17 protein-coding genes are annotated in these 23,581 nt (G+C 60.2%); 2 read left to right on the top strand and 15 right to left on the bottom strand.

Annotation, left to right across the window (positions count from 1 at the left end):
* The first annotated feature begins 96 nt into the window (after window positions 1–96).
* On the top strand, window positions 97–954 hold the full coding sequence (locus tag LJX92_RS04805; RefSeq protein ID WP_032877699.1) for a LysR family transcriptional regulator: 858 nt from the start codon (window positions 97–99) through the stop codon (window positions 952–954).
* Here LJX92_RS04805 and LJX92_RS04810 read toward each other — a convergent pair.
* The 3 genes from LJX92_RS04810 to LJX92_RS04820 all read right to left on the bottom strand — a co-directional run bounded on the left by LJX92_RS04810 (window position 951) and on the right by LJX92_RS04820 (window position 2,622).
* Window positions 951–1,763 (bottom strand): SDR family oxidoreductase, encoded by an 813-nt coding sequence (locus LJX92_RS04810; protein WP_032877698.1) that lies wholly within the window; start codon window positions 1,761–1,763, stop codon window positions 951–953. The two genes, LJX92_RS04805 and LJX92_RS04810, sit on opposite strands and share 4 nt — an antisense overlap.
* Window positions 1,764–1,777: 14 nt before the next feature.
* A complete protein-coding gene (locus tag LJX92_RS04815) occupies window positions 1,778–2,242 on the bottom strand; it encodes a hypothetical protein (RefSeq protein ID WP_005784995.1) in 465 nt (154 codons plus the stop codon).
* A 167-nt stretch (window positions 2,243–2,409) separates the two neighbouring features.
* Window positions 2,410–2,622 carry a DUF3077 domain-containing protein gene (locus LJX92_RS04820; RefSeq protein WP_228309892.1) on the bottom strand — a complete coding sequence of 71 codons (213 nt, stop codon included), beginning with the start codon at window positions 2,620–2,622 and terminating at the stop codon, window positions 2,410–2,412.
* A gap of 193 nt (window positions 2,623–2,815) precedes the next feature.
* Between LJX92_RS04820 and LJX92_RS04825 the strand changes: the two genes are divergently transcribed.
* Window positions 2,816–6,544, top strand: a complete 3,729-nt coding sequence (locus LJX92_RS04825; protein WP_228309361.1) for a dermonecrotic toxin domain-containing protein — start codon at window positions 2,816–2,818, stop codon at window positions 6,542–6,544.
* Between the two features lie 140 nt (window positions 6,545–6,684).
* On the opposite strand, the gene LJX92_RS04830 is transcribed toward LJX92_RS04825, so the two are convergent.
* The 12 genes from LJX92_RS04830 to LJX92_RS04885 form a co-directional block, all read right to left on the bottom strand.
* Entirely contained in the window at window positions 6,685–8,136 is a 1,452-nt protein-coding gene (locus LJX92_RS04830) for a mannose-1-phosphate guanylyltransferase/mannose-6-phosphate isomerase (RefSeq protein WP_032877695.1), read from the bottom strand.
* A gap of 187 nt (window positions 8,137–8,323) precedes the next feature.
* A complete protein-coding gene (locus LJX92_RS04835; RefSeq protein WP_005785001.1) occupies window positions 8,324–8,980 on the bottom strand; it encodes an alginate O-acetyltransferase AlgF in 657 nt (218 codons plus the stop codon).
* A 16-nt stretch (window positions 8,981–8,996) separates the two neighbouring features.
* Complete coding sequence (locus tag LJX92_RS04840; protein ID WP_032877694.1) at window positions 8,997–10,169, bottom strand: alginate O-acetyltransferase; 1,173 nt, start codon at window positions 10,167–10,169, stop codon at window positions 8,997–8,999.
* Between the two features lie 11 nt (window positions 10,170–10,180).
* Complete coding sequence (locus LJX92_RS04845; protein WP_032877692.1) at window positions 10,181–11,713, bottom strand: MBOAT family O-acyltransferase; 1,533 nt, start codon at window positions 11,711–11,713, stop codon at window positions 10,181–10,183.
* Between the two features lie 228 nt (window positions 11,714–11,941).
* Window positions 11,942–13,051 (bottom strand): mannuronate-specific alginate lyase, encoded by a 1,110-nt coding sequence (locus tag LJX92_RS04850; protein ID WP_005785006.1) that lies wholly within the window; start codon window positions 13,049–13,051, stop codon window positions 11,942–11,944.
* Window positions 13,052–13,059: 8 nt separating this feature from the next.
* Window positions 13,060–14,508 carry an alginate O-acetyltransferase gene (locus LJX92_RS04855; RefSeq protein ID WP_228309362.1) on the bottom strand — a complete coding sequence of 483 codons (1,449 nt, stop codon included), beginning with the start codon at window positions 14,506–14,508 and terminating at the stop codon, window positions 13,060–13,062.
* Between the two features lie 11 nt (window positions 14,509–14,519).
* A complete protein-coding gene (gene algG, locus LJX92_RS04860) occupies window positions 14,520–16,088 on the bottom strand; it encodes a mannuronan 5-epimerase AlgG (RefSeq protein WP_005785009.1) in 1,569 nt (522 codons plus the stop codon).
* Window positions 16,088–17,575 (bottom strand): alginate export family protein, encoded by a 1,488-nt coding sequence (locus LJX92_RS04865; protein WP_032877688.1) that lies wholly within the window; start codon window positions 17,573–17,575, stop codon window positions 16,088–16,090. The genes algG and LJX92_RS04865 overlap by 1 nt, the downstream gene beginning before the upstream one ends.
* Entirely contained in the window at window positions 17,572–18,993 is a 1,422-nt protein-coding gene (algK, locus tag LJX92_RS04870) for an alginate biosynthesis TPR repeat lipoprotein AlgK (RefSeq protein WP_216092225.1), read from the bottom strand. The genes LJX92_RS04865 and algK overlap by 4 nt, the downstream gene beginning before the upstream one ends.
* A gap of 110 nt (window positions 18,994–19,103) precedes the next feature.
* The gene (locus tag LJX92_RS04875) at window positions 19,104–20,270 is read right to left on the bottom strand and encodes an alginate biosynthesis protein Alg44 (protein ID WP_005785015.1); all 1,167 of its coding nucleotides are present in this window, start codon (window positions 20,268–20,270) and stop codon (window positions 19,104–19,106) included.
* A 37-nt stretch (window positions 20,271–20,307) separates the two neighbouring features.
* Window positions 20,308–21,789, bottom strand: a complete 1,482-nt coding sequence (gene alg8 / locus LJX92_RS04880) for a mannuronan synthase (protein WP_164699511.1) — start codon at window positions 21,787–21,789, stop codon at window positions 20,308–20,310.
* Window positions 21,790–21,870: 81 nt separating this feature from the next.
* Complete coding sequence (locus LJX92_RS04885) at window positions 21,871–23,187, bottom strand: nucleotide sugar dehydrogenase (RefSeq protein WP_014717010.1); 1,317 nt, start codon at window positions 23,185–23,187, stop codon at window positions 21,871–21,873.
* Between the last annotated feature and the right edge of the window lie 394 nt (window positions 23,188–23,581).

Consider the following 23,581-nt stretch of genomic DNA (forward strand, 5'->3'; position numbering starts at 1 on the left):
AATGAAGCGCGCAGGGTAGGCGGCAAGCAGGGTTTGGGATACGTCGGTTTGCCTGTTAGTTTGTCAAAAATATTTTGACAAACGGAGGGCGTGGCCATGGTCAGCCTGGATCGATTCGACACCTTCAAGGCCGTGGTCGAGGCCGGCTCGCTCACGGCCGCCGCGGATCTGCTCGGCCAGACCCGCGCCGTGGTCAGCTTCAACCTCAAGCGCCTGGAGGCGGAGCTGGGCGTCACCCTGCTGACCCGCAACACTCGCCAGCTGGCGCTCACCGATGCCGGCGAACGTTTCTACCTGCGCTGCACACGAATGCTCGAAGAGGCGCGCCTGGCGGTGGAAGAGGCCCGTTCCGAACATGCGCAGCTCAAAGGCACGCTGCGCATCACCACCACCGTCGAGTATGCCCTGGCCGTGGTCGCCCCGGCGGTGGAAGCGTTTCGCCGCCTGCACCCGGACCTGAATATCCACTTATCCACATCCTCCACCCACGCCGATTTGATCTCCGAGCGTTTTGACGTGGCTATTCGCCTGGGGCGCTTGCTGGACTCCAATCATCGAGCGGTGCGGTTGTCGACGTTTGAAGTGTTCGCCGTCGCTGCGCCAGCGTTTGCGGGCGTTCAGACCCTGGAGGAGTTGGAGCAGGTGCCCAGGCTGGGCCATGGCCGCTTGACGGAGTTGAGCGTGACCGACCCTGCCGGCGATGGGCATCAATACCGCGCAGGTCCGGCCGCCTTGGTGGCCGACAGTGCGGCGGTGCTCCAGGCGTTTGCGGTGCGTGGCCACGGTGTGGCGATCTTGCCACAGTGGCTTGTGCAGGAGGATTTGGAGGCGGGACGGCTGGTGCGTGTATTGGCGGACTATCGCTTCGCGCCCCAAGGGGTCTACGCGATGTATCCGGATACCCGGCATTTACCGCTTAAGGTGCGGGCGTTTATTGATTTTATGAAGGGTTAGAGTTTACCGCCCAACCCAAAGCGCTTCTTCAACACCTTCTCCAGCAACCCCTTGGGCAACAGCGCCGCCATCAATGGCAACGCCCGGCTGCCATTGCCCGACCTTAGCAGACGCGGTGGCTGCGCTTGCTGCACGGCCTTGAGCACATCCGCCGCAAATTCAGTGGCTGGGGTTGGCTTGTCCTGGGAGGCCTGGCTGCGCGCCCGAATGCCTTCGCGCAACGGCCACCAGGGCGATGTTTCGTTGATCAACAATTCGGCCTGGGCCCCGGCATTCTTCGCAAAATGGGTATTGATCGCACCGGGCTGCACTTCCATCACCCGCACGCCAAACGGTGCCAGTTCCATGCGCAGGGCATCGCTCAAGGCATGGACAGCGGCTTTGGATGCGCAGTAGGCGCCGGCGAACGGCGTCACCAATACCCCGGAAACGCTGCCGATATTCACCACCAGTCCTTTGCTGCGGCGCAACGCGGGGAACAGTGCCTGGGTGACGCCAACGATGGAAAACACATTGGTTTCGAATTGGCGTCGCATCGCCTCGGTGCCGCCATCGAGCAACGGGCCCATGGCGCCGTAGCCCGCGTTGTTGACCAGCACATTCAGTTCGCCCATTTGTTCGGCCAAGCGTTGCAAGGCGGCGCTGTCATTGACGTCCAACTGCACGGCATTGAAGCCAGCGGTAGCGAGGGCGGCGACGTCATCTGGCTGGCGGGCGCTGGCCCACACGTTGAAGCCTGCGGCTTTGAACGCGTCGGCGAGGGCGCGGCCGATGCCGCTGGAGCAACCGGTGATCAGTACGTTGGGCATGCATCATTCCTTTGTCAGTCCGAGAAACTGCCTTGCAGGTGCTCGGCGCGAAATTCCAGGGTTTGCGGGCGATAGCCGGGGCGCAGTGGCGGTGTGGGCAGGCAATCGTCCCAGGTGGCCCCGGCCTGCAACTCGCCGGGGCCTCGATAGCGTGGGGCGGCGTAGACGTTGTCGGCCAGGTTGACCGTGTCGCCCGGCGCGTAGGCGGCCACGCGCCAGCGCAGTTCGGTCAACGGCACGTCGTTGCCGTTGTTGAGGGTCAATTTCAGTGGGCGGTCGGCCGGGCAGTCCTGCGGGGCATAGCTGATGCGCAACTCAAGGCGTGCCAGTTGCGCGGCTTCGCGGTTGTCCAGCCACACCACCCAGACGGCGACGAAACCCAGGCCGACGGCAGCCGCCAGCGAAACCGGCAGCGCCTTCGCCGGGTAGCGCAGCAGCAGGATCAGCCAGGTGATGATCAGGAGAACGCCGAAGAACATGGAGACCACCTCGAATGGGGAACGAGCATCCTAACTTAAGCGTAGGTGGGATTGGTTAACTTGAGTGCTGTGGTGGCCGTGCGGGCCTCATCGGGAGCAAGCCCCCTCCCACCTTTGATTTGTGAACACATTCAAATGTGGGAGGGGGCTTGCTCCCGATGACTTACTTACTGAGCAGCAGCGTCCACCTGCAAACCTTCGATGTGGGCCTCGATCAAGGCCAAGCCGGTTTCGGCTAATTGCAAGCTGGCCCAATTCAGGTAGCTCTGGTGTTCGGTGTATAGGTCCTGAGCAGCCAGGGTGAGGACTCGAGTGGTGCCCAGTACATGACTGGCATGTTCCAGCGCATGTTCGAGGGGAAGGGGCTGTACGCCAGGCAGGTGTTTTTCACTTCAATCAATAGGACCGTACAGTGCCCTGGTACTTGGTCTTGCATTTTCAGCAGAGCTCACAGCGTTCTGCTACTTGAGCTTACATTCGGGACAGGAACCGGAGCGCATTGAACGTCCACTTATCTGACGACCTACAGGGAGGTAGCGGCGACGTTCAACTCTTCTATGTAAGGTTTATTCCATGTTTGCAGCGACCGAAAACTCGACCCACCTTTCCCCCCCACAAAGCGTTGTTGCCCCAAACGCATTGGCCACCCAAACCGATATTGCCGTTGAAACATCTGCGCAACCCCCTGTTCACCTGCCACCGGTATTGACCTACGCGCCGGACGGTATTCCTCTTCCCACCTCGGCCGGCATACCCCCGGTCGGGGTGGAATACCCACGGCTCATGCAGCAATTCAAGGTTACCAATCAGGAGGCGTTTGTCACCCAACACGCCCTTCAGTCCCGCGACATGCAGCGTTTGCACGGTGAGCAACCGAGCTTCCAGGACTTCCTGCGCCAGCAAGTGGACCAAATGTTTCCGTACATGTCGACCCTGAAGCCACAAGACCTGGTCTTCAAGCGCTGGGTCGAGCAGGACGATGGCTCTATCAAAACACTGTCGTCCGAGCCGGTGCTGGACGCCTTGAACAGGAAGGTTGCGACCTTGCTGGCCAATCCTGGCCAGCAGCCCGTCGTTGACGATGTTGAACAGTCCGGCATTTTTACCCCGGACACGGACACTAGCCCGGGCACCCTCGTCACGCCACAGTTGACACTGGATACGATTGCCCAGCGCATGGTCACGCAGTTTCCGATGGCCCTTCAAACCTTCTGGACAACCCCCCGCCCGACGTTGAAAGACCATCAGGTTCTGCAGGCCCCTCAAGACCAGTTGTTGACCTTGCACAAGCAACAACTGTCGACGCTGGCGGCATTGCGCGTGAGCGATGGAACACTGAGCGCGGCGAGCAAGCGGTTGATCGACGCAGCACTGCAATACCCCACGCTGGCTGAACGGGAAGCTGTCTTCCCCAATGGCGCACGCCCTGGTGTCTACCCGCTTACCGTTGATGACGGTAGCGAGCGGGGAGCCTTGATGGCGGGCTGCTTCCTAATCACCAGCACCGACGGTTCCGGGGCCACGCCCCCCGTCTGGACCAAAGGCCGGACCTTGGCACTCGATGAGACTAATGGGCCGGTCGTGCTGTACACCCCGGGTGAGGGGTTCGAGCAGTTTGCGACGCCAGCCCTGGCGCGCCAGGCGATTGCAGCGCGCCTTGATGAGGGGGGCGCCGACGCGGACCTACTGTTGCAAACACTGCCGTTGTCGTTACAAAACAAGTCGGAACCGCCTTCTGGCGACGATGTGATGTTGAGCGCCGAACCCTTGACGGGGGATGTGCTGGCCGAGGGCATCCCCTGGATGCTCAAGCGTCAGCAGGAGGAAGTCGTTGCGAATCTCGCCCGGGTATCGACAGAGCCGGGAGCACTCAAGCGCATGGATGATGCCGCTGACTGGTCGTACCTGCTCAGTGGCGAAAACGCCATGGCGGCGCGAGATGAACAACTGGCTGACAAGCTGGCCCCCGAGTGGCTGAAAAACCTGAGCCCGGCCCAGGAAGCGTTGTTTGATTACCTGGAACACTCCGAGGACCGCAGTGCAAATGCGCTGGCGTCATCGCTGGCAACTCTTCCTTCTCTGGGTAGCTTTTCCCGCGATCGGATGAACGAAGCGATCAAACGGCAGTTCCCCGCTGCGCAGGTCGATGCGGACAAGCTGATGGTGCGGGTGAAAACCAGGTCCAATCCTCACTCTGGCGGGCAAAGCAGCAGTCATACGCTCACCGTCAAGCAGCACCGCGTATCGCTGACTGATCTGGCGCTGAAAAACCCCAGTGAGTTTCCAGCCGTCCAGCACGGCCATTTCAGCCGGTCCACCTTCGAACTGCCGCTGACCGATACTCACGGCAACCCTCTGCTGGGCGACGATGGCAAGCAGGTCATCCTGGATACCGAGCAGCTCAAAGCGTTGGTCAACACTGCCGATGTGGGAGGCGCCTATACTGAGCTGCTTAAACAGGAGTTGGCCACGGATGCCGAGTCGGGTGCTGCCGGCGACGTCCGCAAAGCGTGGAAAATCCACCTGAGCGACATGCTGGATAAAGAGGCTTTTCTCGCAGCACTCAACCCCAATACCTACAACATAGACGCTACCCAAGACACCAGTACCAAACGAGGAGCGCAGTGGGTCGCGGCTGTTCTTGACTACCCGGACCCGGCTGACCGGCCTCTGGTGGATGGGAAAAAAATTGTCACCAGTGCCCTTATTCAGCGTGGGTTGCCGGTTCAGGGCGCGATGGTGATTGGCAATGACACAGACGCCTCGCTTGTACTGTGCACGCCGAATGCGCCCGACGGCGTGTGTTTTCGCGAATTGGCGGATGTGAATGCGCTGAACGCGTTGATGGAGAAAAAGGAGTGGAGGCTCTACACCGCGAGCAGAGCGTCGCCGGTCGATAAAAACGACGTGGTTAAAGCTGGCGAGGCGATCAAGGAGCGCGCATTCGATCCGACGAAGAGCCCATTGCGCACGCTGGATGCGCTCGTCACTGCATTCAAATTGACGAGCGCTCCGGTGACACTCAAACCCTTCGATGGCAATTTTCAGGATGAGCTGTACAAGCAGAAAGTGAAGTTGCTCATCGATCACGCGGACCACCAAAGCGTCAGCAGCGCAGAGGTTGCGTATCAATCGAGAATCAACAAGGTTCAGTTCGGCATTGAGGTGGCCTCCATCTTCCTCGACTTGTTGCCAGTGCTCGGAAAAGGCATCTCCATGGGGGTTCGCTTAGGAAAGGCTGGCGTGACGGCCTTGCGCGCCAATGCTCGAATCTTGCCGCGGCTGCTCAAAAGTCCGAGCGCGATGCGTGCGGTCTACTCGGATTTCACGATGGCCGCCTCTGGTATTCCCAATGTGAATGCCGTGCCGTTGCGGCCGGTGTTCAAAAGCCCGGTGGTGCCGCCAGCCCCTCCAGTCATCGCCAGAGCACCAACGGCCGGCACGAGTCCAAACCTTGATCTGAGCGCCTTCTCCGTGTCGGAAGATGTCATCAAAGGCCGCATTTTGAGGCCGGACGGTACCTATAACGTGGGCGATAATTTTTACGTGCGCTATACCGACAGTACCGGGGTCAACAAGGTGTATCAGATTGATTCGGCCTTCCACGCACGTGACGGGCGGGTCGCTATCGTGGATCCTCAGGCGCCATTGACGACGTCGAAGCTCTATAGGGTTCAAGCATTTCTGGGGTCTGCGGGTAACGGTGAGTGGCGATTGAGCCGATTGCCGGGCGGGGTTCCCACTGCTACGGGGACATCCCGGCCGAACAAGCGTCCGTTGGACCAAGGCAGCTTTTCAGGCAACGTCGACACGAATAACGCGACAAGTGCTCAACCGGCCAATAAGCAACCTAGAGTGGAGGGCGTCCCTGACGGTTTAAAGGCGCTGCTTGATCCACCGGTAAAAGGTCAGAATGTTTTTTATCACTACACCGGGAAAAATCCTCATCACGAAATCATGGGTGAGAAAGCCCTGACTTCTTCAGCGTCAGATTTTGATGGTCAACGTCTGCCCCAAGGTAAAGGCAGGCATTACTTTACGGACTTGGCGCCAGGAGATATGCCGACCAAAAAGATTTCCGAAACCATCTTTGGGAAGCGTAAATATCAAAATGCGTTGGATAAAATGTCGCACTACTATGAAATCAATACGTCGGGGTTGAACGTTATCCAAAGCTCTCATAACCCACATATTTTTTATGTGGAGACGAAGTTTGCAATTCCTTTGCAGTACCCAGCTGGTCCTGACCGTGTAATGGTCAATCGCGTTATTTCTCATGGGAAAACGCCAATTAAAATATAAGCCCATGGCGTTGGCCGGTATTGGGTAAGGGCCCATGATGGCTTTAAATTGACCACAAAGGCCCAAACAAAAAGCCCCCACCCAACCCACTGCGGATAGGGGACGCAATGGGTTGGGTGAGGGCTTCTTGTACGACTGTTTTATTGCGCGATAGTTTTCACCGAAACACCTCGTTCAACCGGTGTCGAGCGCCCGTAGATATCTTCGAACCGCTCGATATCGTCCTCACCCAGATAGCTGCCCGATTGCACTTCGATGATCTCCAACGGGATCTTGCCCGGGTTGCGCAGGCGGTGCACCGAGGCGATCGGGATATAGGTGGACTGGTTCTCGCAGAGCAGGAACACGTTGTCGTCACAGGTGACTTCGGCGGTGCCGCTGACCACGATCCAGTGTTCGGCGCGGTGGTGGTGCATTTGCAGCGACAGGCACGCGCCCGGCTTGACCGAGATGTGCTTGACCTGGAAGCGGCCGCCCATGTCCACCGAGTCGTAGGAGCCCCACGGACGGTAGACTTCGCAGTGGTTCTGGGTTTCGCTGCGGCCTTGCTCGTTGAGCGTGTTGACCATCTGCTTGACGCCCTGGACCTTGTCCTTGTGGGCAATCATCATCGCGTCCTTGGTTTCCACCACCACGATGTTGTCCAGGCCGATCACCGATACCAGTTTGCCGTTGCCATGCACCATGCAGTTGCGGCTGTCCTGGATCACCACGTCGCCTTTGCTCACGTTGCCGTTGGCGTCTTTATCATTGACCGCCCACAGCGAGGCCCAGCAACCCACGTCGCTCCAGCCGGCGCTCAATGGCACCACGCAGGCACGCTGGGTTTTTTCCATCACTGCGTAGTCGATGGAATTGTCCGGGCAGCAGGCGAAGGTGGCATCGTCGAAGGTCACGGTGTCATGGGTCTGCTCACTGCGCTCCAGGGTCAGTACGCAGGTGTCGTAGATGTCCGGATCGTGCTTTTTCAGCTCTTCGAGGAAGCGGCTGGCGCGGAACAGGAACATACCGCTGTTCCAGAAGTAACCACCGCTTTTGACGAACTCGATGGCGCGCTTTTCATCGGGCTTTTCCACGAACTGCTGCACGCGGCTCACGCCTTCGGGCAACAGCGAGTCGTTGGTGGACTTGATGTAGCCATAGCCGGTTTCCGGACGGGTCGCCGGTACGCCGAACAGCACCATCTCGCCACGCTCGGCCGCCACGGTGGCCAGGGCCAGGGCACGTTGCAGGGCTTTCTGGTCGTCGATCACGTGGTCGGCAGGCAGCACCAGCATCAGCTCGTCACGGCCTTCGTTGACCAGCATCATCGCGGTCAGGGCCACGGCCGGTGCGGTGTTGCGCCCAAAGGGCTCCATCAGGATGCGTTGGCATTCAAGCTTACGTGCGCTCAGTTGCTCGTTGACGATGAAGCGGTGGTCCTTGTTGCAGACCACGATCGGGGAGTCCATGCCTTCGAACACCAGGCGCTCCAGGGTTTGCTGGAACAGCGTGTGTTCGCCGGTCAGGGCCAGGAACTGCTTGGGGAACTGTTTACGCGAAAGCGGCCAAAGACGTGAGCCGCTACCACCGGAAAGGATTACTGGGATCATGGGTGTTTCTCCTTGAATCAGTTTGGGTCAGAGCTACGAAGGTTTGTCGTTTCACTCTTGTTTTTGTCTCGGTCCTGAGTTGAAAACCGGTCAGTGTGGGAGCTGGCTTGCCCGCGATGGCGCCTACAAGACCGCCATCGCAGGAAAGCCAGCTCCCACAAGGGGACGTGTCAACTCAGGGAAATAATCAGCGGGTCGACACCGGGCGTTTCACCCAGACTGGCGACAGGCTCGAACCCGAGCCGGTGACATACAGCACCGCTGCCTCACCGCGCTCCAGGGCCACCGGCTTCACATCGCCGACTTTCTTGTCACCGTCATACAACGCCAGGCTCACCTTCACCGGGTTGATCTCGCGCTCACCACGGCCCTTGGCGGCCACCGACTTGACCACATCGGTCTTGCCGTCGGCAGTTTTCAGGCTCAGGGCCTTGTCGCTGAGGTTCTGCACGCGTACCAGGGATTTCTGCTTGTTCTTGAATGGCGGTTCTTCGATCAATTGCGGCTGGCCGCTGCCGCTGTTGACCAGGGTGTAGTAGTGGTCGGCGGCGAGTTTGACCGGTACGGTCTGGCTGCCGACCTTGGCGCTGTAGTCACCGCCCGGCATGAAGCTGAAGTCGCTGCTGGCCAACGGTGCAACGTCGCTGAGGTTGGTGGCGCCGACGGTGGCGCTGACTTCCTGGTTGCTGGCGTTGTAGATGCGCACGAAGCTGGAGCCCTTCGGCGCGGTTGGGCCGTAGAGGGCGGCGTCACCACCGGCAAAGGCGGACATTGATACGAAGCTCAGGCCGGCAGCGATAGCCAGGGTCTTGGCGAGACGACGAGGAGTAGTAGTGAAAGTCATGTGAGTTACCTCTCTTTCAGTTTTGCGCCCGGTCGGGCGTCTCGGATTTAGATGTATTGATTGCCATGTTCTGTTGGCGCGAACCGGCTTGTTTAAGCTGCGCAACCCACGCTGGGTCGGCGTCACCGATTTCGTTATTCACGGGCAGATAGCGTTCGGGGAACTCCCAGATCAGCAGCTGGGGCGGGTTGTTCTTGAAATCGTCACTTTTGAGGTAGCTGAGCATCGGCAGGATCGGGCCGTGGCCGTCTTCGGCGTAGCTGACCACGTCGCTGTGCAAGGCTTGCTTGAGCGCGCCCACGAAGTTCCAGTTGGGGTTGGCGCTGTAGCTGGTGCCCACCAGGGCCACCGGGGTTTCGCTGTCGCTGAACAGCGCGTCATCACCTTTTTCTTCGGCCAGGTGCGTGACGCGTTTTTCCAGCGGCTCTTTAGGCGGCATCAGGTTTTCGAACAGCGGGTCCAGGGGCAGGAACAGACGCAGGTCGCCTTTGTGTGGCTCGATCTTTTCGGCCTCGGTGACAAAACGCTGCGGCTCGCCACTCAGCGGGGTCTTGTCGGCAATCGCCTTGGCCAGTTGCTTGGCGGCGATTTCCGCACCGTCCGGGGTCCAGTGAGTGTCGGTACGCAGAAACACCTGCTTGCCACCCAGCTTGGCCTGTTGCAGCGGGCCGAGCAGGTCGGGAGCCGGGATGTTGTCGGCGGCGACCCGGGCGTGGAAGTCCTGGTACAAGTTGGCGTGGATGCTCGCCGGCTTCACCTCACCCAGGTGTTCCGGGTACAGGCGCACCTTGGCCGGCACAATCGCCATCACCAGTTGGATGCCTTGGGCCTTGAGTTTCTGGCGCACGCCTTCGACCAGTGCGTAATTGCCTTCAAGGTTCTGGTCTTCGTTGACGGCGGGATTGAACTCCTCGTCGCTGTACAGCCAGTGGTCGCGGCCCAGCACTACGCCAGGGCGACCTTCATTGAACAGCTTGTAGTCCAGCGCAGCCCACAGGTTGGTGCCCAGGCGCTTGATCGGGAACTCCTCGTCATAGTGAGTCTCGACGGCTTTGGTCCAGCGACCGTTAAGCACCGTGGCATCAGCGTTGGTGCTGAAGCCAAAGAAGCTGCGCAGTGACCACGCCCCCAGTGCCAGCAGCAGCACCAGGAACAGGCCGATATAGAGGACGCGTAATGAACGGGTCATGGTCGGCTCCCTCAGAATTGGAAGTAAAGGAACGGCGAGAAACTCTGCGCCGACAGTTTCAGGATCGACGCCACGAACAGCAGCAGCACCGCAGCGCGCATGGCGTAGCGTGGCCAGTCAGCGGTCCAGTAGGCCGGTTGCACAGCGGCGTCACGGCCCACGCTGAAACCGGGCTCGTGAATGCTGCCTGGGTTGTCGCCCGGTACCGCCTTGATTAGGCTCGGATCGGCCGGCTTGGTCTTGTCGGCTGGGCGGTTGGTGTAGAAATCGCGCAGGCCGAAGAACGCCAGGGTTGCGTAGGCCACGACCAACGTTGCCACTTGCAGGCCGGTAAGGTTGGCGCGGTTGAGTTCCGACAGCGACCATTCGCTGAAGCTGAACATCGCACCGTACATGCGGCCTGCGACGTGCAGGTTTTCGGCGCGGAAGATCACCCAGCCCATCACCACCAGCAGGAAGGTGAAGGCCCAGCGCAACACGTTGAAGCTGCGCGGCGCAGTATTGAGGCCGATGGCTTTTTCAATCGCCAGCCACATGCCGTGCCAGGCGCCCCACACGATGTAGGTGATGTTGGCGCCGTGCCACAGGCCACCGAGCAGCATGGTCAGGAACAGATTGCGGTAGGTGGTCAGCGTGCCTTTGCGGTTGCCGCCCAGGGTGATGTACAGGTAATCACGCAGCCAGGTAGAGAGGCTGATGTGCCAGCGCCGCCAGAACTCGGTGATCGACTGGCTGATGTATGGCTGCTTGAAGTTTTCCATGAAGCGGAAACCCATCATCAAGCCCAGGCCGATGGCCATGTCGCTGTAGCCGGAGAAATCGAAGTACAGCTGCGCGGTGTAGGCCAGCGCGCCGAGCCAGGCGTCACCGGTGGTGGGATTTTGCAGGGCGAAGCAATGGTCGGCCACCACCGCCAGGGTGTCGGCAATAAATACCTTCTTGATGAAACCCTGCATGAACCGCGTGCAACCCTCGGAGAACTTGTCGAGGGTGTGGGTGCGGTTGTTGAACTGGTCGGCCAGGTCGCGAAAACGCAGCACGGGGCCGGCGATCAGGTGCGGGAAGATTGCCACGAACGCCGCGAAGTCGATCAGATTGCGGGTCGCCGGGGTATCGCCACGGTACACGTCGATGATGTAGCTGATGGACTCGAAGATGTAGAACGAGATCCCGATCGGCAACAGCACGTGGGTGAGAATGAACGGCTCCAGGCCCGCTGACTTCATCATTACATTGATGCTGTCGACGCCGAAGTTGGCGTACTTGAAGTAGCCGAGGATGCACAGGTCGACCGCCACGCCGAGCAGCAGCCAGCGCTGCGCCGGCTTGGTGCGCACGCCGGCGGCACCGACCTTGAGGCCGATCCAGTAATTCCACAGCGTGACGGCGGCGAACAGCGCCAGGAAGTCCACTCGCCACCAGGCGTAGAACACGTAGCTGGCAATCAGCAGCAGCAGATTGCGATAGCGTTGCCCGCTCAAGTAGTACAAGCCGAGAAAGATCGGCAAGAACAGAAACAGGAACACATTGGACGAGAAAACCATCCCGATCTCTCCATGTTTAACCAACAGTCAAGGGCCAGAGCCCCCCCAAACCCCCCCACGATTTCGGAGGAGGTTGTATTGCAATTTCACTGAAGGAACCGGGTTAACGGTGGGAGCTGGCTTGCCTGCGATGGCGGTGTATCAGTCGACATCAATGTTGAATGTCAGACCCCTATCGCAGGCAAGCCAGCTCCCACAGTTGGACCGAGTCCAACCGGGAGCTATGTATCAGCTGCCTTTGTTGCCTTTTTCGTGCGCCGGGTCGTACACCTTGGTCAGGTCGCCACCCAGGCGGAACGTCTTGAAGGGTTGCATCCCGTGCTTGCGCTCGATCACATCCGGCGCGCAGGTGTATAGGGTGCAGAAGGGTTCAAGCCAGGCGAATTTCATGTCCTGCTTCAAGTCCTTCATGTCCTGCTCTTTACCGTTCTTCTGCTCGAAGATGTCCGGATCTTTCACCCCGGCCAGCACCTTGTCGCCCAGGCGTTTGAGCGCGCTGTTGTTTTCCTGGCGCAGGTCCACACCGTTGACCAGGGCAAAACTGGCGATCATCGACAGCGGCGGCAGGGCGTAGTTGTGGTACGACAAGGCGCGTTGCTGACGCTTCAATTCGTTCGGCAAGAAGCCCTGGTCATCGACCTGGTTCACACCGACCTTGTATTCCTTGACGGCCCAATCGAACAGGTCGCGACGGTTGGTGGCGATGGAGGTTGCCATCACCGACCAGGCGGCCCAGTAGGAGTGGTTGTTGGTTTTTTCCAGCGGCAGGTTGTCCCAGTCGCTCACCACCTGATCGGCCAGCTTGTTGAACCAGGCTTCGATCTGCTGGGATTCCTGCTGGTGGTTGGCCAGCGGGTGCGACTCGGAGAACTTCAGGCGCACATAGGCCGAGGCCATGCTGCCCAGTGCCCATTTGCGCATGGACTTGCCGGTGTGGTTGAAGTCCTTGGACATCAGTGCGTCGGCCTTGGCCCACGAGACCAGCCAGTTCAGGGTGCATTCGAGCTGCTGCGGGCGACCGTCGCGCATGAACTGCATCACCCGTTTGCTGGTGTCTTTTTCCAGCTTGGTGATGTCGGCGGTGCTATCGCGGAAGGCTTTTTCCGACTGCACGTTCAGCGTGGAGCGCGCCTTGTCCGAACCTTCGTACTTGCTGCGAAACTGCAACGGCCCGGTGTAGGGCGTCGGCATGGTGTCGCAGTTTTCCTTGAAGTCGCCGGTCTTGAACGCTTCGATCGGTGCGAAATAGCCCTGGGGCGGGCGCAGCGGCGCGGCGGCGTTGGCTGCCCCGGCGAAGATCGCCAGGCCCAGTAACGATGGAATCAATAGCTTCTGCATAAGTAACCTCATTGCCCAGTTGAAGCGGTCTGCTGACCACCGCTTGGGAATACGTTGCGTGTGCAAATTTTCGCTTCGACCTTCTGCGCGGCAGCACCCTTTTCCGGGCCCTGTACTTCCACGGCCAGCAAGTTCTGCGAGGCCCAGTCTTCATCGGTGCGCAGTTCAAAGGCGAAACGCCCGTCTGTATCGGATGTCTCGGGTTTCTCGATCTTGATGTCCTCGTGGCGACCGTTCATGTACCAGAGGGTGGCTTGCAAGGTTTTTACCGATGGATCGGCGAAGCGGATATCGACCTGATGGTTGGCGTTGCGCAGGTCTTTGTTCGCGCTGTTGACCATCAGTTCGTTCTTGCCGGGCTTGAGGGTGGTGCTGGCGGACATCTGTGCAGGCTTGCCTTCGCAACCGTTATCCAGCAGCGCCATCATCTGGCGGTAGATGGTTTCCTGGTCAAGACGGTACAGCGGCGAGAATTCCCAGATCAGGATCTTCGGTGGGGTCTTCTGGAACTCGTCGCTGCCCAGGTACTGCAACATCGAGCCTTCCAGGCCACCGCCGGGGAAGGCGACGTTGAGGATGTCGGCACCGATTTCTTCTTCGAGGAAACCGGCGAAGTTGTAGTTCTTGCCGCTGTGGCTGGTGCCCACCAGGGTGATCTGCGGGTTGCCCGAATCACTGAACAGGTCACCGTCACCGGCTTCGCCCTTGGGCTCGGTGGTGAACTGGTCCATGTACTGGATCGCATAGCTGGTGCCGCACAGTTGCCCGGCCATGTTATGCAGGGTGCCGGTCTTGCCCATGCGGCCCGAGCGCTTGGTCTCGAATTCGCGCTTGGGAATCTCGGCGTACTCCGGCATCTGCTTGACCTTGGCGGCGACGATCTTCGCCGTGCGCTGGGCGCCGTAGGGGGTCCAGTGCTGGTCGCCGCGGAAGTAGAAGTCGTGAGCCGGCAGCTCGTCCGGCAACTGCTCGTTGGTCAGCGGTGACAGGTCCGGCACCACGTAGCCCATCTTGGCGAAACGCCCGAGCATGGTCTTGTAGTTGGTGAGGGCCTTGTCGAAATCGTACTTGGCCTTTTCCTCGGGGTTGAGCTTGTTGCGGTTCACCAGGCCACGGGTTGGCTGGTAGACCACGACCAGTTCCACGCCCTTGGCCTTGAACGCATCGTGCAACTGTTGCATGCGTTTGTAGCCGGCCGGGGTGGTGTCGAATTCGGTGCGCAGGTCTTCCTGGGTACGGAACAACCAATCGCCCTGGGCTTGTACCAGGGTGGTGAAGTTCTGCTGGTAGCGCGTGGTGTAGTTCTTCGCGTCATGGGCGGCCGGGCACAGGCTGCAGCACGGTTCGGCGGTGAAGGTCGGTGCTTTCACTTCATCGGCGCGCACGCCCTGGCTGGCTGCCAGCAGGCCGAGGGTCAGACCCGAGAGGCTCAACAGCTTGATCATGTGTGGGTGCATAAGGGTCATCCTCAGTCCTGCAATTCGGTCTGGCGTTCGACGGGGTCGATCAGCACGGCTTTCTGCTGGCGCACCAGCAGGTCGAGAATTTCTTCCTGGCGATCGCCCAGAATGCCGGAGAAGCTGATACCGCTGGATTTGGTCGGCGCCAGCATCGACACGCGATACAACTCGATACTCAACGGCGAATCGATGGACAGCGGCCCGCTGCCGTTACCCGCCAGCTCACCACCCACCACGATCAGCGAGACCTTGGCATCGAACGGGTCGAGGGCGATGTCGCGGTCGGTGTCGGTCAAGTCCTTGATGTGGCCGTACACGCCGGTCAGGCCGTTGGCCATCGAGGTGTTTTCGTAGAGCTTGATGTTCACGCTGTTACGCACGCGGATACCGTGGCGACGGTTGCTGATCACCTTGTTGCCCCACAGCAGGTTGTCACCGCTCTCATAGAGGGTGATGCCGTCGGTGTGGTTGCGGTAGATCTCGTTGTCGGCGATCAGGTTGTTGACGCTGTTACGGTCGATCACCAGGCCCGAAAGCTTGTTGTCGTAGCTTCGGTTATTGAAGATGAAGCTGTCGTTCACTTCACGGGAAATGATGATGCCGTGCTTCTTCTTGGTGCCGTACACAGTGTTGTCGGCGATGATCAGGCCATGGGAACGGTCGTGGGGGTCAATGCCGTAGACGATGTTGTCTTTGTAGGTATTGCCCTTGATCACAAAGCCCGTGGTCTCGTAGCAGTAGAAGCCGTACCACATGTCCGAGAACTCGGAATCGATGATCCAACCGGTCGGCTCAGGACGCTTGAGCACCTTGGCCATGTTCGGCGTGTACTGGGAAATACTCACCCCGTAGGACTTACTGTTGGCGTAGCCGAAGCTGGCCATCTTGGTCTTGGAGATATAGGTCTCAGTGCCGCCCCAGGCCAGCAGGAACGGGCGGAATTCCTTGGGCGACTTGAACAGGGCAGGGCCGTTGGTTTTTTCATCCCAGCCGGTGACCTTGGTGTCACGTACGAACAACTGGCCGTCGTTGATCAAAAACGAGCCGGCTTGCTGGGACAGGCGCAATTCCTGGGTGTTCTTGTCGATATCGAGGATGCCTTTGCGGCCCACCACAATCGGCAACTTGGCCAGGAACACTCCCGGCGAAGTCTCGCTGAAGTACTGCTTGGGCACCTTGCCCAGCAGGTCCTTGAGGTTCATGTAGCCGTCGTCGACAAAGATCGCCTGAGGAATGCCATGCTGGCGCACCACCCACTCGGCCATCTTGTTATCGCCACCGATAAAGTCCTTGAGCGCGTCTTCCTGCATCATGCGGCGGATGCTGATCTTGCCCGCCTTGGTCTTGATGATCTTCTTTTCCATGGCCGCGGCGGTGTAGCCCGACAGATCGGGCAGCGCCGGCTTGGCCATTTCCAGCGGCGCGGTGGGCGGGCTGGAAATGGTGTAGGTCTTGGCCTGTTGCAGTTCCTTGGCGATGATCGGCGCCTTGGCCGCCGTATCGGCAAACGCTGTGGCGCTGGCCATCAGCATTGCCGCGACGAGTAGGCTTTGAGCATTCATGGCGCAGGCTCCCATCAGAATTTCCAGACCACGTCGACAAACGCGCGGTGCATGTAGGAGTCGACCTGGCTGCCATAGGCGTCGCCCGGCTTGAACACGCCGGCACGCAAGCGCACCAGGGCCGATGGCTCGTCGATCGACTGGCTCAGCGCGGCGGGCAGCAAGCCTTTCTTGAAGTACTTGGTGACCACCAGGTCCATCTCCTGGCCGAGGTCCTTCTTGCCATCTTCCAGCGGCAGGGAGGTGCTGGAGAGGATCGCGCCGGTGACGTCATCGGTGTTGTTCTGCACCGCATCGATACCGTTGCTGCCCACCGGCTTGTTGCCGTCCACGCGCCAGAACTTGTGGTACACCAGGCTGGCGTCGTAGTCCTCGCGCAGCTGCCAGGAACCGAACAGGCTCATGGACTGCATGTTGTTCATCTCGCCGCGAAACGCTTCACCGAAGCGGTGTACGCGGGACTGGGTGCCGGTCCAGTTCGAACGGTTGCTTTGCAGGCCGTTCTGTTCGTATTCGGCGCTGGCACGGGAATAGGCCGCACCCACTTGCCACTGCGGGTCAAGGCGCAGGCGCACACCGATGTCGGTGGCCCAGCCGCTGAGGTCATCGCTGCGCTTGGCGCTGGTGGGGCGCGTGCCGTCGGCGTTCAAGGCGTTGACCTTGTCGCGGTCCCCGCGCATACCGGTGATGCTGGCCCAGTAGTTGACGGTGTTGGTATTGCGCCAGTTATAAGCATCGCTGTTGGCTTCGATGCCGAGCCAGGTCAGGTCGCCGTTTTCGCGCTTGTCCAACGGGTCACTGGCCACACCCGGTTCGGCGTAATCGAGCTTGCCGTCGTCATGAGTGTGGTGGCCGCGCAGGCCGATCCACTGGCCCGGCGTCCACTGGTAGGCGGCGTCGGCGTAGAAGTGCTGGCGGTCTTTGTCGACCGGCGAGAGTTCCTTGAGGTCGGTGCGGTATTCGCTGAAACGTTCGGCGGCGCCGACATTGGCCTTGAGCAAGGTGGTATCGAAGGTCCAGTTCAGCGCTTCGATGTTGGTGTCGCGCCATTGGCCGTCGTCATTGCGCAGGCGCTGGCGACCGAACTTGAGGATCTCGCCGGGGTAGGGCGTGAAGCCGCTGTAGCCGACCCAGAACTCGCGCAGGGCCAGGTAGTTTTTCTTGGCCTTGCGGTCGTCGTTGCTCGATTGTTCGGTGGTGTCATCGGCCGACTGTTGCAGGGTGTCGGTCTCGATGATGTCGCTGGACACGACCGCCTGGCCCATGGCATAGGCGCTCCACGCGCCGCTTTCGCCGTAGATCCAGGGGCGCAGGTCAAGGCCGATACCGTTGACGTCGCCGCCTTTCTGGGTGCCCAGGTCGCGGTCGTCTTCGGACTGCGCGGTGGCTTTGACTTCCAGGCCGAAGTTCTTGGCTTCGGTCAGCGCGGCCAGGGTCGGGCACGACCACAGCAGGGCGAAGGACAGGCCGATACCGGCCTTGACAAATGGGTTGAGCTTCATAGGGATTCCTCGCCGTCTTCTTCTTGCAGGGCGTGCAGTTGCAGCGTGCTTTGGGCCAGGGTGCCGCGGGCGGCCAGTTCCTGTTGCACCAGGCGTTGGCCCTCGGCGCGTTGCTCAGGGGTCAACGGCGCTTCGAGCTGGGTGGCCAGGTCATTGGCCTCTGGCGTGTCCTGGGCCTTGGCCAACTGGCTGAAGACATAGGCGTTCAATGGGTCGGGCTTGGTGCCCTTGCCTTGGGAAAACAGTTGGGCAATGGCAAAGTCGGCGCTGTTCTGGCCGTTGCGCGCAGCGGTCAGCAAGTGGTCCAGGGCCTTTTGCGGGTAGACCTTGCCCAGGTAGCCACGGCGGTAGATCTGGCCGAGGTAGTAATCGGCGGCCACTTCACGGCCCACGGCTTTTTCGAAATGCGCCTCGGCGGCCTTGGCGTCGGCTGGCACCCACTTGCCTTCGTAGTAGAGCTTGCCCAGCAGCAATTCGGCGCGCGGCTGGTCGGCGGCGCGGCCGTTGTCCAGGTACTTCATCATCTGCTCGACATCGCCCAGTTCGGGGAAGTCGTAGAGCAGCTGCGCCAGGCTGACCCAGGACGCCGGGTAGCCGGGGGCGATTTTTTCAAGCAATGCCTGAGCGGTTTTTTCGTCCGGCGTGCCGAGGCTGGCATCACCGAGTACGCGGGCGACGCTGTCGACGCGCTGGGCGGTGACTGTGCCACGGCTGTAGCCGGCTTCCATTTGCTTGAGCAGTTCGGCCTGTTGTTCTGGCTGGGCTTTTTTCTGGTAGACCGTGGCCAGCTCGACATAGCAGATATCGGTGGTGTTCAACGCGGCCTTGCAGATGCGCTCGATATCATCCAGGTGCTGGTCGTAAGTGTCTTGGGTGCGATACAGCAGCACCTGGGCCAGGCCGGCTTCCGGGTAACCGGCCGCTTGCCATTTGCTGATCTGCTGCTGGGCATTCACGTTGGGGAAGCTGTGCGGGTATTGCAGGTACAGCATCGCCAGCGGGATCAAGGTATTGCCTTCGCCATTGGCAAAGGCTTTTTTCAGCAGGCTTTCGGCTTCATGGTGCTCGGCCTCAGTGGCGCCAGGCTTGGCCGCCAGCAGGCGACCCAGGCGTGCCTGGGCACGCGGCGAGGTGTCTGCCGCTGCACGGTAAGTGGCTTCGGCCTGCTTGATTTGCGCCGGATCGCGGGTGCCTACCTGGATATCGGCCAGGCCCACCTGGGCCTCGCTGTAGCCCAGGTCTGCCAGTTGCTGGTAATTCTGCTGCGCGGTGACGGTGTCGCCGCGCTTGAGCGCTTCATTGGCCAGGCGTTGGTCGGGCAGGCCGGCGCAACCGGCCAGGCTCACGGCCAGTGCCAGCGCGCAGTACGCAGAGGCCAAGTGAAATCTGCTCTGCGTGGGAGCTGGCTTGCCTGCGATGGCATCGCTGCGGCGCAACTGATGCACCGAGTCGCCTGCATCGCGGGCAAGCCCGGCTCCCACAGAGGTCAGCGGTGTTGTTGGAATAGGGTTCACAGGCATGTCCTCGCTTACAGACCGTGAGCCATGGCTTTGTCGATCAGCCAGTTCAGCGATGGGCCACGGTCACTGGTGACTTCCACCGGGCGACCGGCATAGGTGCTGTCCAGCGGTGCGTCGGGCTTGATCTGCACACGGATGTCAGAGGACAGGTCGGCGCTGTTCAGGCTGGTGCTGCTGACGATGGTGCCGGTGCGAACCTGTTCTTCGTCGGCGACCTGGAAGCTCACCGGCGTACCTGGACGCACATCGCCAAACTGGCGGTAGGTGAAGCGGGCTTCGACGTTAGCCTGGCTGCCACGCGGCACCAGTTGGAAGATCACATCGCCCTTGCTGGCGTACTGGCCGTCGGCGACCAGTTGCTGGGCGACCACGCAATCGCATGGCGAGGTGAGGGTGCCGGTCATTTGCTTGCCGAACAGCTCTTCAACCTTGGCCGGTTGCAGTTGGTCTTCGTCCAGGTGGCCCTTGAGTACGTCGAGCATACTGGTGCTGAACGTCGCCAGTGGCGCGCCCTTGGCCGCTACCGAGTCACCTTTGAGCAGGCTCTGCACGGTGCCGTCACGCGGCATGGTCACGTTCATGCCCGGTACGCTCACAAGGCCGGCCTGGGCGTGGCTGACGAAGTACATGCCGTACAGCGATTTGAAGACAAAACCGAAGGCGGCCAGGCCAACCAGGAAAATCGCCAGGCTGAACGTCACCGCACGCAGGCGACCGAACGCGGTCATGCCACTGCCGCCGTCCTTGACCTTGCGCGCCTTGGTGAAGTTGTCGCGTTGCAGCGTCGCCAGCACGTCGCCCATGGTCACAATGTCGCCGGACAAGTGCGAGGTGATCAGGTGGCGCAGGGTGGAAATATCCTGGGCATCGAGGTTCTGGAACTGGCAGCCGGTGCGGCCGGTCTGGCGGTCGTAGGAGCGGATTTGCAGCTCCACGTCCATGGCCAGGCCGAGGTTGTCGATCACGAACTGCAGGCGGCCCTTGTGCACTTGGCCGACGGTGAGCGGCTGGGTGGCGGTAAAGGCCAGGCCACCGGCGGACAGGTCGATCACGCGTGCTTCAGTTGGCGTGCGGTCGCTGTTGAAGAAGCGCAGCTTGGCCGGGATTTTGACCCGGGCGTGCTGGCGCTGGGCTTCGGATTCGTGGACAACGTTGGCGTTTACTTGGCTGTTCATAGTATTCGATTTCCTAGTTAATTCAGGCTTGGCAGGGTCAGACCATCATCAGCAACACGGCAACGAAGATGCTGCCGGCGGAGAAGGTCATGGTCCGAGACGACCAGGTGTTGAACCAACGTTGAAAGCTGGCCAAATCGCGGGTCAGTTTGGTGTCCTGGCGGGTCCAGGACTGTTGATCAAGGCGGAAGAACACGTAGATCTTCACCAACGCGCCCATGATCTGGTTGTAATAGAGAATCAGCGGGTAGGCCGGGCCGATCTTGTGGCCCGAGCACGACAGCAACAGGGTCAGGATCAGGCGGGTGATACCGATCCACAGCAGGTACGCGAGGATGAACGCGCCGCCATACTTGAACGTGGCGATCATCGCCACGGTCAGGCCGAGCAGGGAGGTCCACATCGACACGCGCTGGTCGAACAGCACCACGCTGGTGAACAGGCCGAGGCGACGCACGCCCAGCCCGAGGGCACGGGAGTTCTGGCGCAGGTTGTTGCCGTACCAGCGGAACATCAGTTTGCGGCTGGCTTTGATAAAGCTCTTTTCCGGCGGGTGTTCCACGGTGTTGATCGCGGCGTCCGGTACGTAGAAGGTGTCGTAGCCCAGGCGCATCAGGCTGAACCAGCTGGACTTGTCATCGCCGGTGAGGAACTTGAAGCGCCCCAGGCGCCAGTGTTGCAGCGAGTCGCTTTCCACGTCGGCGATAAAGCCCGGGTCAGTCACTACGCTGGCGCGGAACACCGACATGCGCCCGGTCATGGTCAGCACGCGCTTGGACAGAGCCATGGAGCACATGTTGATGTGGCGCTGGGCGAAGCGCAGCTTGTGCCACTCGCTCATGATGTAGCCGCCGCGCACTTCGCAGAATTCGTTGGTGGTCAGGCCACCGACATTGCCGAACAGCTGGAACCAGGGGACGGTCTTGCGGACCACGCCTTCGGCGAGCACGGTGTCGCCATCGATCACAGCTACCACGGCACGGTCATCCGGCAGGTGGCGCGAGATGGCGCGAAAACCGAAGGCCAAACCGTCACGCTTGCCGGTACCGGCGATGCGCACGAAGTCGAGCTTGACGTGAGCCGGCGGGTTCATCTTTTCCCAGAGGCTTTTCACCAGCAGCTCATCGGACATTTCCACCAGCGAGCAGACCACGGTGGTCGGGAAGCCGCATTCGATGGCTTCGCGAATCACCGAGCTGTACACCTGGGCGGTGGTCAGCGCATCGATACGAAAACTGGTGACCATCAGGAACACGTGGGACGGGTCGGCGGCCTTGCCCAGCTTGCGCACTTTGCGGCGCAGGTGCGGGTACACCACGTAGAGAAACAGCATGCCGCGAAAGAAATGCGTCGCACCCATCGAGTAGCGCCAGATACCCACGGCGCCAATCAGGAAAATAAAATTCTTCGATTGCGAATCGAAAGTACTCGCCGGCAACAGCAGGGCGAGACCCATCAACAGGCTGAGGAATAACAGCCAGCCGGCCGATTGCAGAAATACATGTTTTAACTTGGACATAAGCGTCATCCGGAAGGGGAGGAGGCTTCAGGCTGCAAGTGCTGGGGTAAGCCACTGGCAGCCTGAAACTTGCCGTTGCTGTTACCAGCAAATACCTTCAGTACGGCCACTCACGCTGGTGGCCTTGGACATGAAGCCCACCAGGTCGACCACTTGCTTGCCTTCCGGAGCGTTATGCGCCAGGGCACGGAACTTCTCGTCACGGTTACCGAGGATGATCACGTCGGAGTTGTTGATCACATCATCGAAATCCGAGTTGAGCAGGGACGACACGTGCGGGATCTTGCCTTCGATGTAGTCCTTGTTCGCGCCGTGCACACGGGCGTACTCGACGTTGCTGTCGTAGATGCTCAGGTCGTAGCCCTTGCCGATCAGCATTTCCGCCAGTTCTACCAATGGGCTTTCACGCAGGTCATCGGTACCGGCCTTGAAGCTCAGGCCCAGCAGGGCGACTTTGCGCTTGTCGTGGCTGGAAACGATGTCGAAGGCGTTCTGTACCTGGGACTCGTTGCTGCGCATCAGCGAGTTGAGCAGTGGTGCTTCCACGTCCAGGGAACCGGCGCGGTAGGTCAGGGCACGCACGTCTTTTGGCAGGCACGAACCGCCGAAAGCGAAGCCTGGGCGCATATAGTACTGGGACAGGTTGAGGGTCTTGTCCTGGCAGACCACTTCCATCACTTCACGACCATCGACGCCGACGGCCTTGGCGATGTTGCCGATCTCGTTGGCGAAGGTGACCTTGGTGGCGTGCCACACGTTGCAGGTGTACTTGATCATTTCGGCGACGGCGATGTCCTTGCGGATGATCGGCGCGTCGAGTTCTTCGTACAGCGATTGCAGGACATCGCCGGAAGCTTTATCGAACTCGCCGATGACGGTCATCGGTGGCAGGTCGTAGTCGGCAATGGCGGTGGACTCACGCAGGAATTCCGGGTTGACCGCAACGCCGAAGTCGACGCCGGCTTTCTTGCCGGAGCAGTCTTCGAGGATTGGAATCACTACGTTGGCGACAGTGCCCGGGAGGACGGTACTGCGCACCACGATGGTGTGGCGGGTGGTCTTGTCACGCAGGACAAAACCGATCTCGCGGCATACCGACTCGATGTAGTTCAGTTCCAGGTCGCCGTTCTTCTTGCTGGGCGTGCCGACGCAAATCATCGACAGGTCGGTATCGCGAATCGCCTCGGCGAAGTTGGTAGTGCCACGCAGTCGGCCGGTCTGGATACCCTGGCTCAACAGCTCGCCCAGACCCGGCTCGACAATCGGCGATTTACCCGCATTGATCAGGTCGATCTTTTCCTTGGAGATGTCTACGCCGACCACTTCGTGGCCACGGGCAGACAGGCAACCGGCACACACGGCGCCAACGTAACCCAAACCAAATATGCTGATGCGCATCGCAATTACCTCTTTGTTTAATTCATGCCATTAAATGGCCGGAGTTCATGTTTGCAAGCGTCACTGATGCCGCGAAAGTTAGGCGAATAGACGCCGACTTACCGCGTGCAGGCATGTTGAATAACGAGTGACTAACTATTGCACTCAAGTTGTGCGCAACGAGGCCTTATTATTGGGGCTTGCCCTGAAATGCAGCCGTGCTTCCTTGGAGGAAGGCTCCGGCGCCGGTGCGGCAAGGTTTTGATGAAGGCAAAATGCCTTTTTTATCAATGCCTTGTGTGTGTACACGGGCTCATTTAGGTCAGCGCTGCCTTGGCCTGCGGGGGATAGCAATGCGTACTTATCGCCACCCTTAACTCGATCAGTTGATGTTATGACCATAGAACCAAAGTGT

The organism is Pseudomonas sp. HN8-3 (assembly GCF_020790195.1).
In the GTDB taxonomy this organism is placed as follows: domain Bacteria; phylum Pseudomonadota; class Gammaproteobacteria; order Pseudomonadales; family Pseudomonadaceae; genus Aquipseudomonas; species Aquipseudomonas synxantha_A.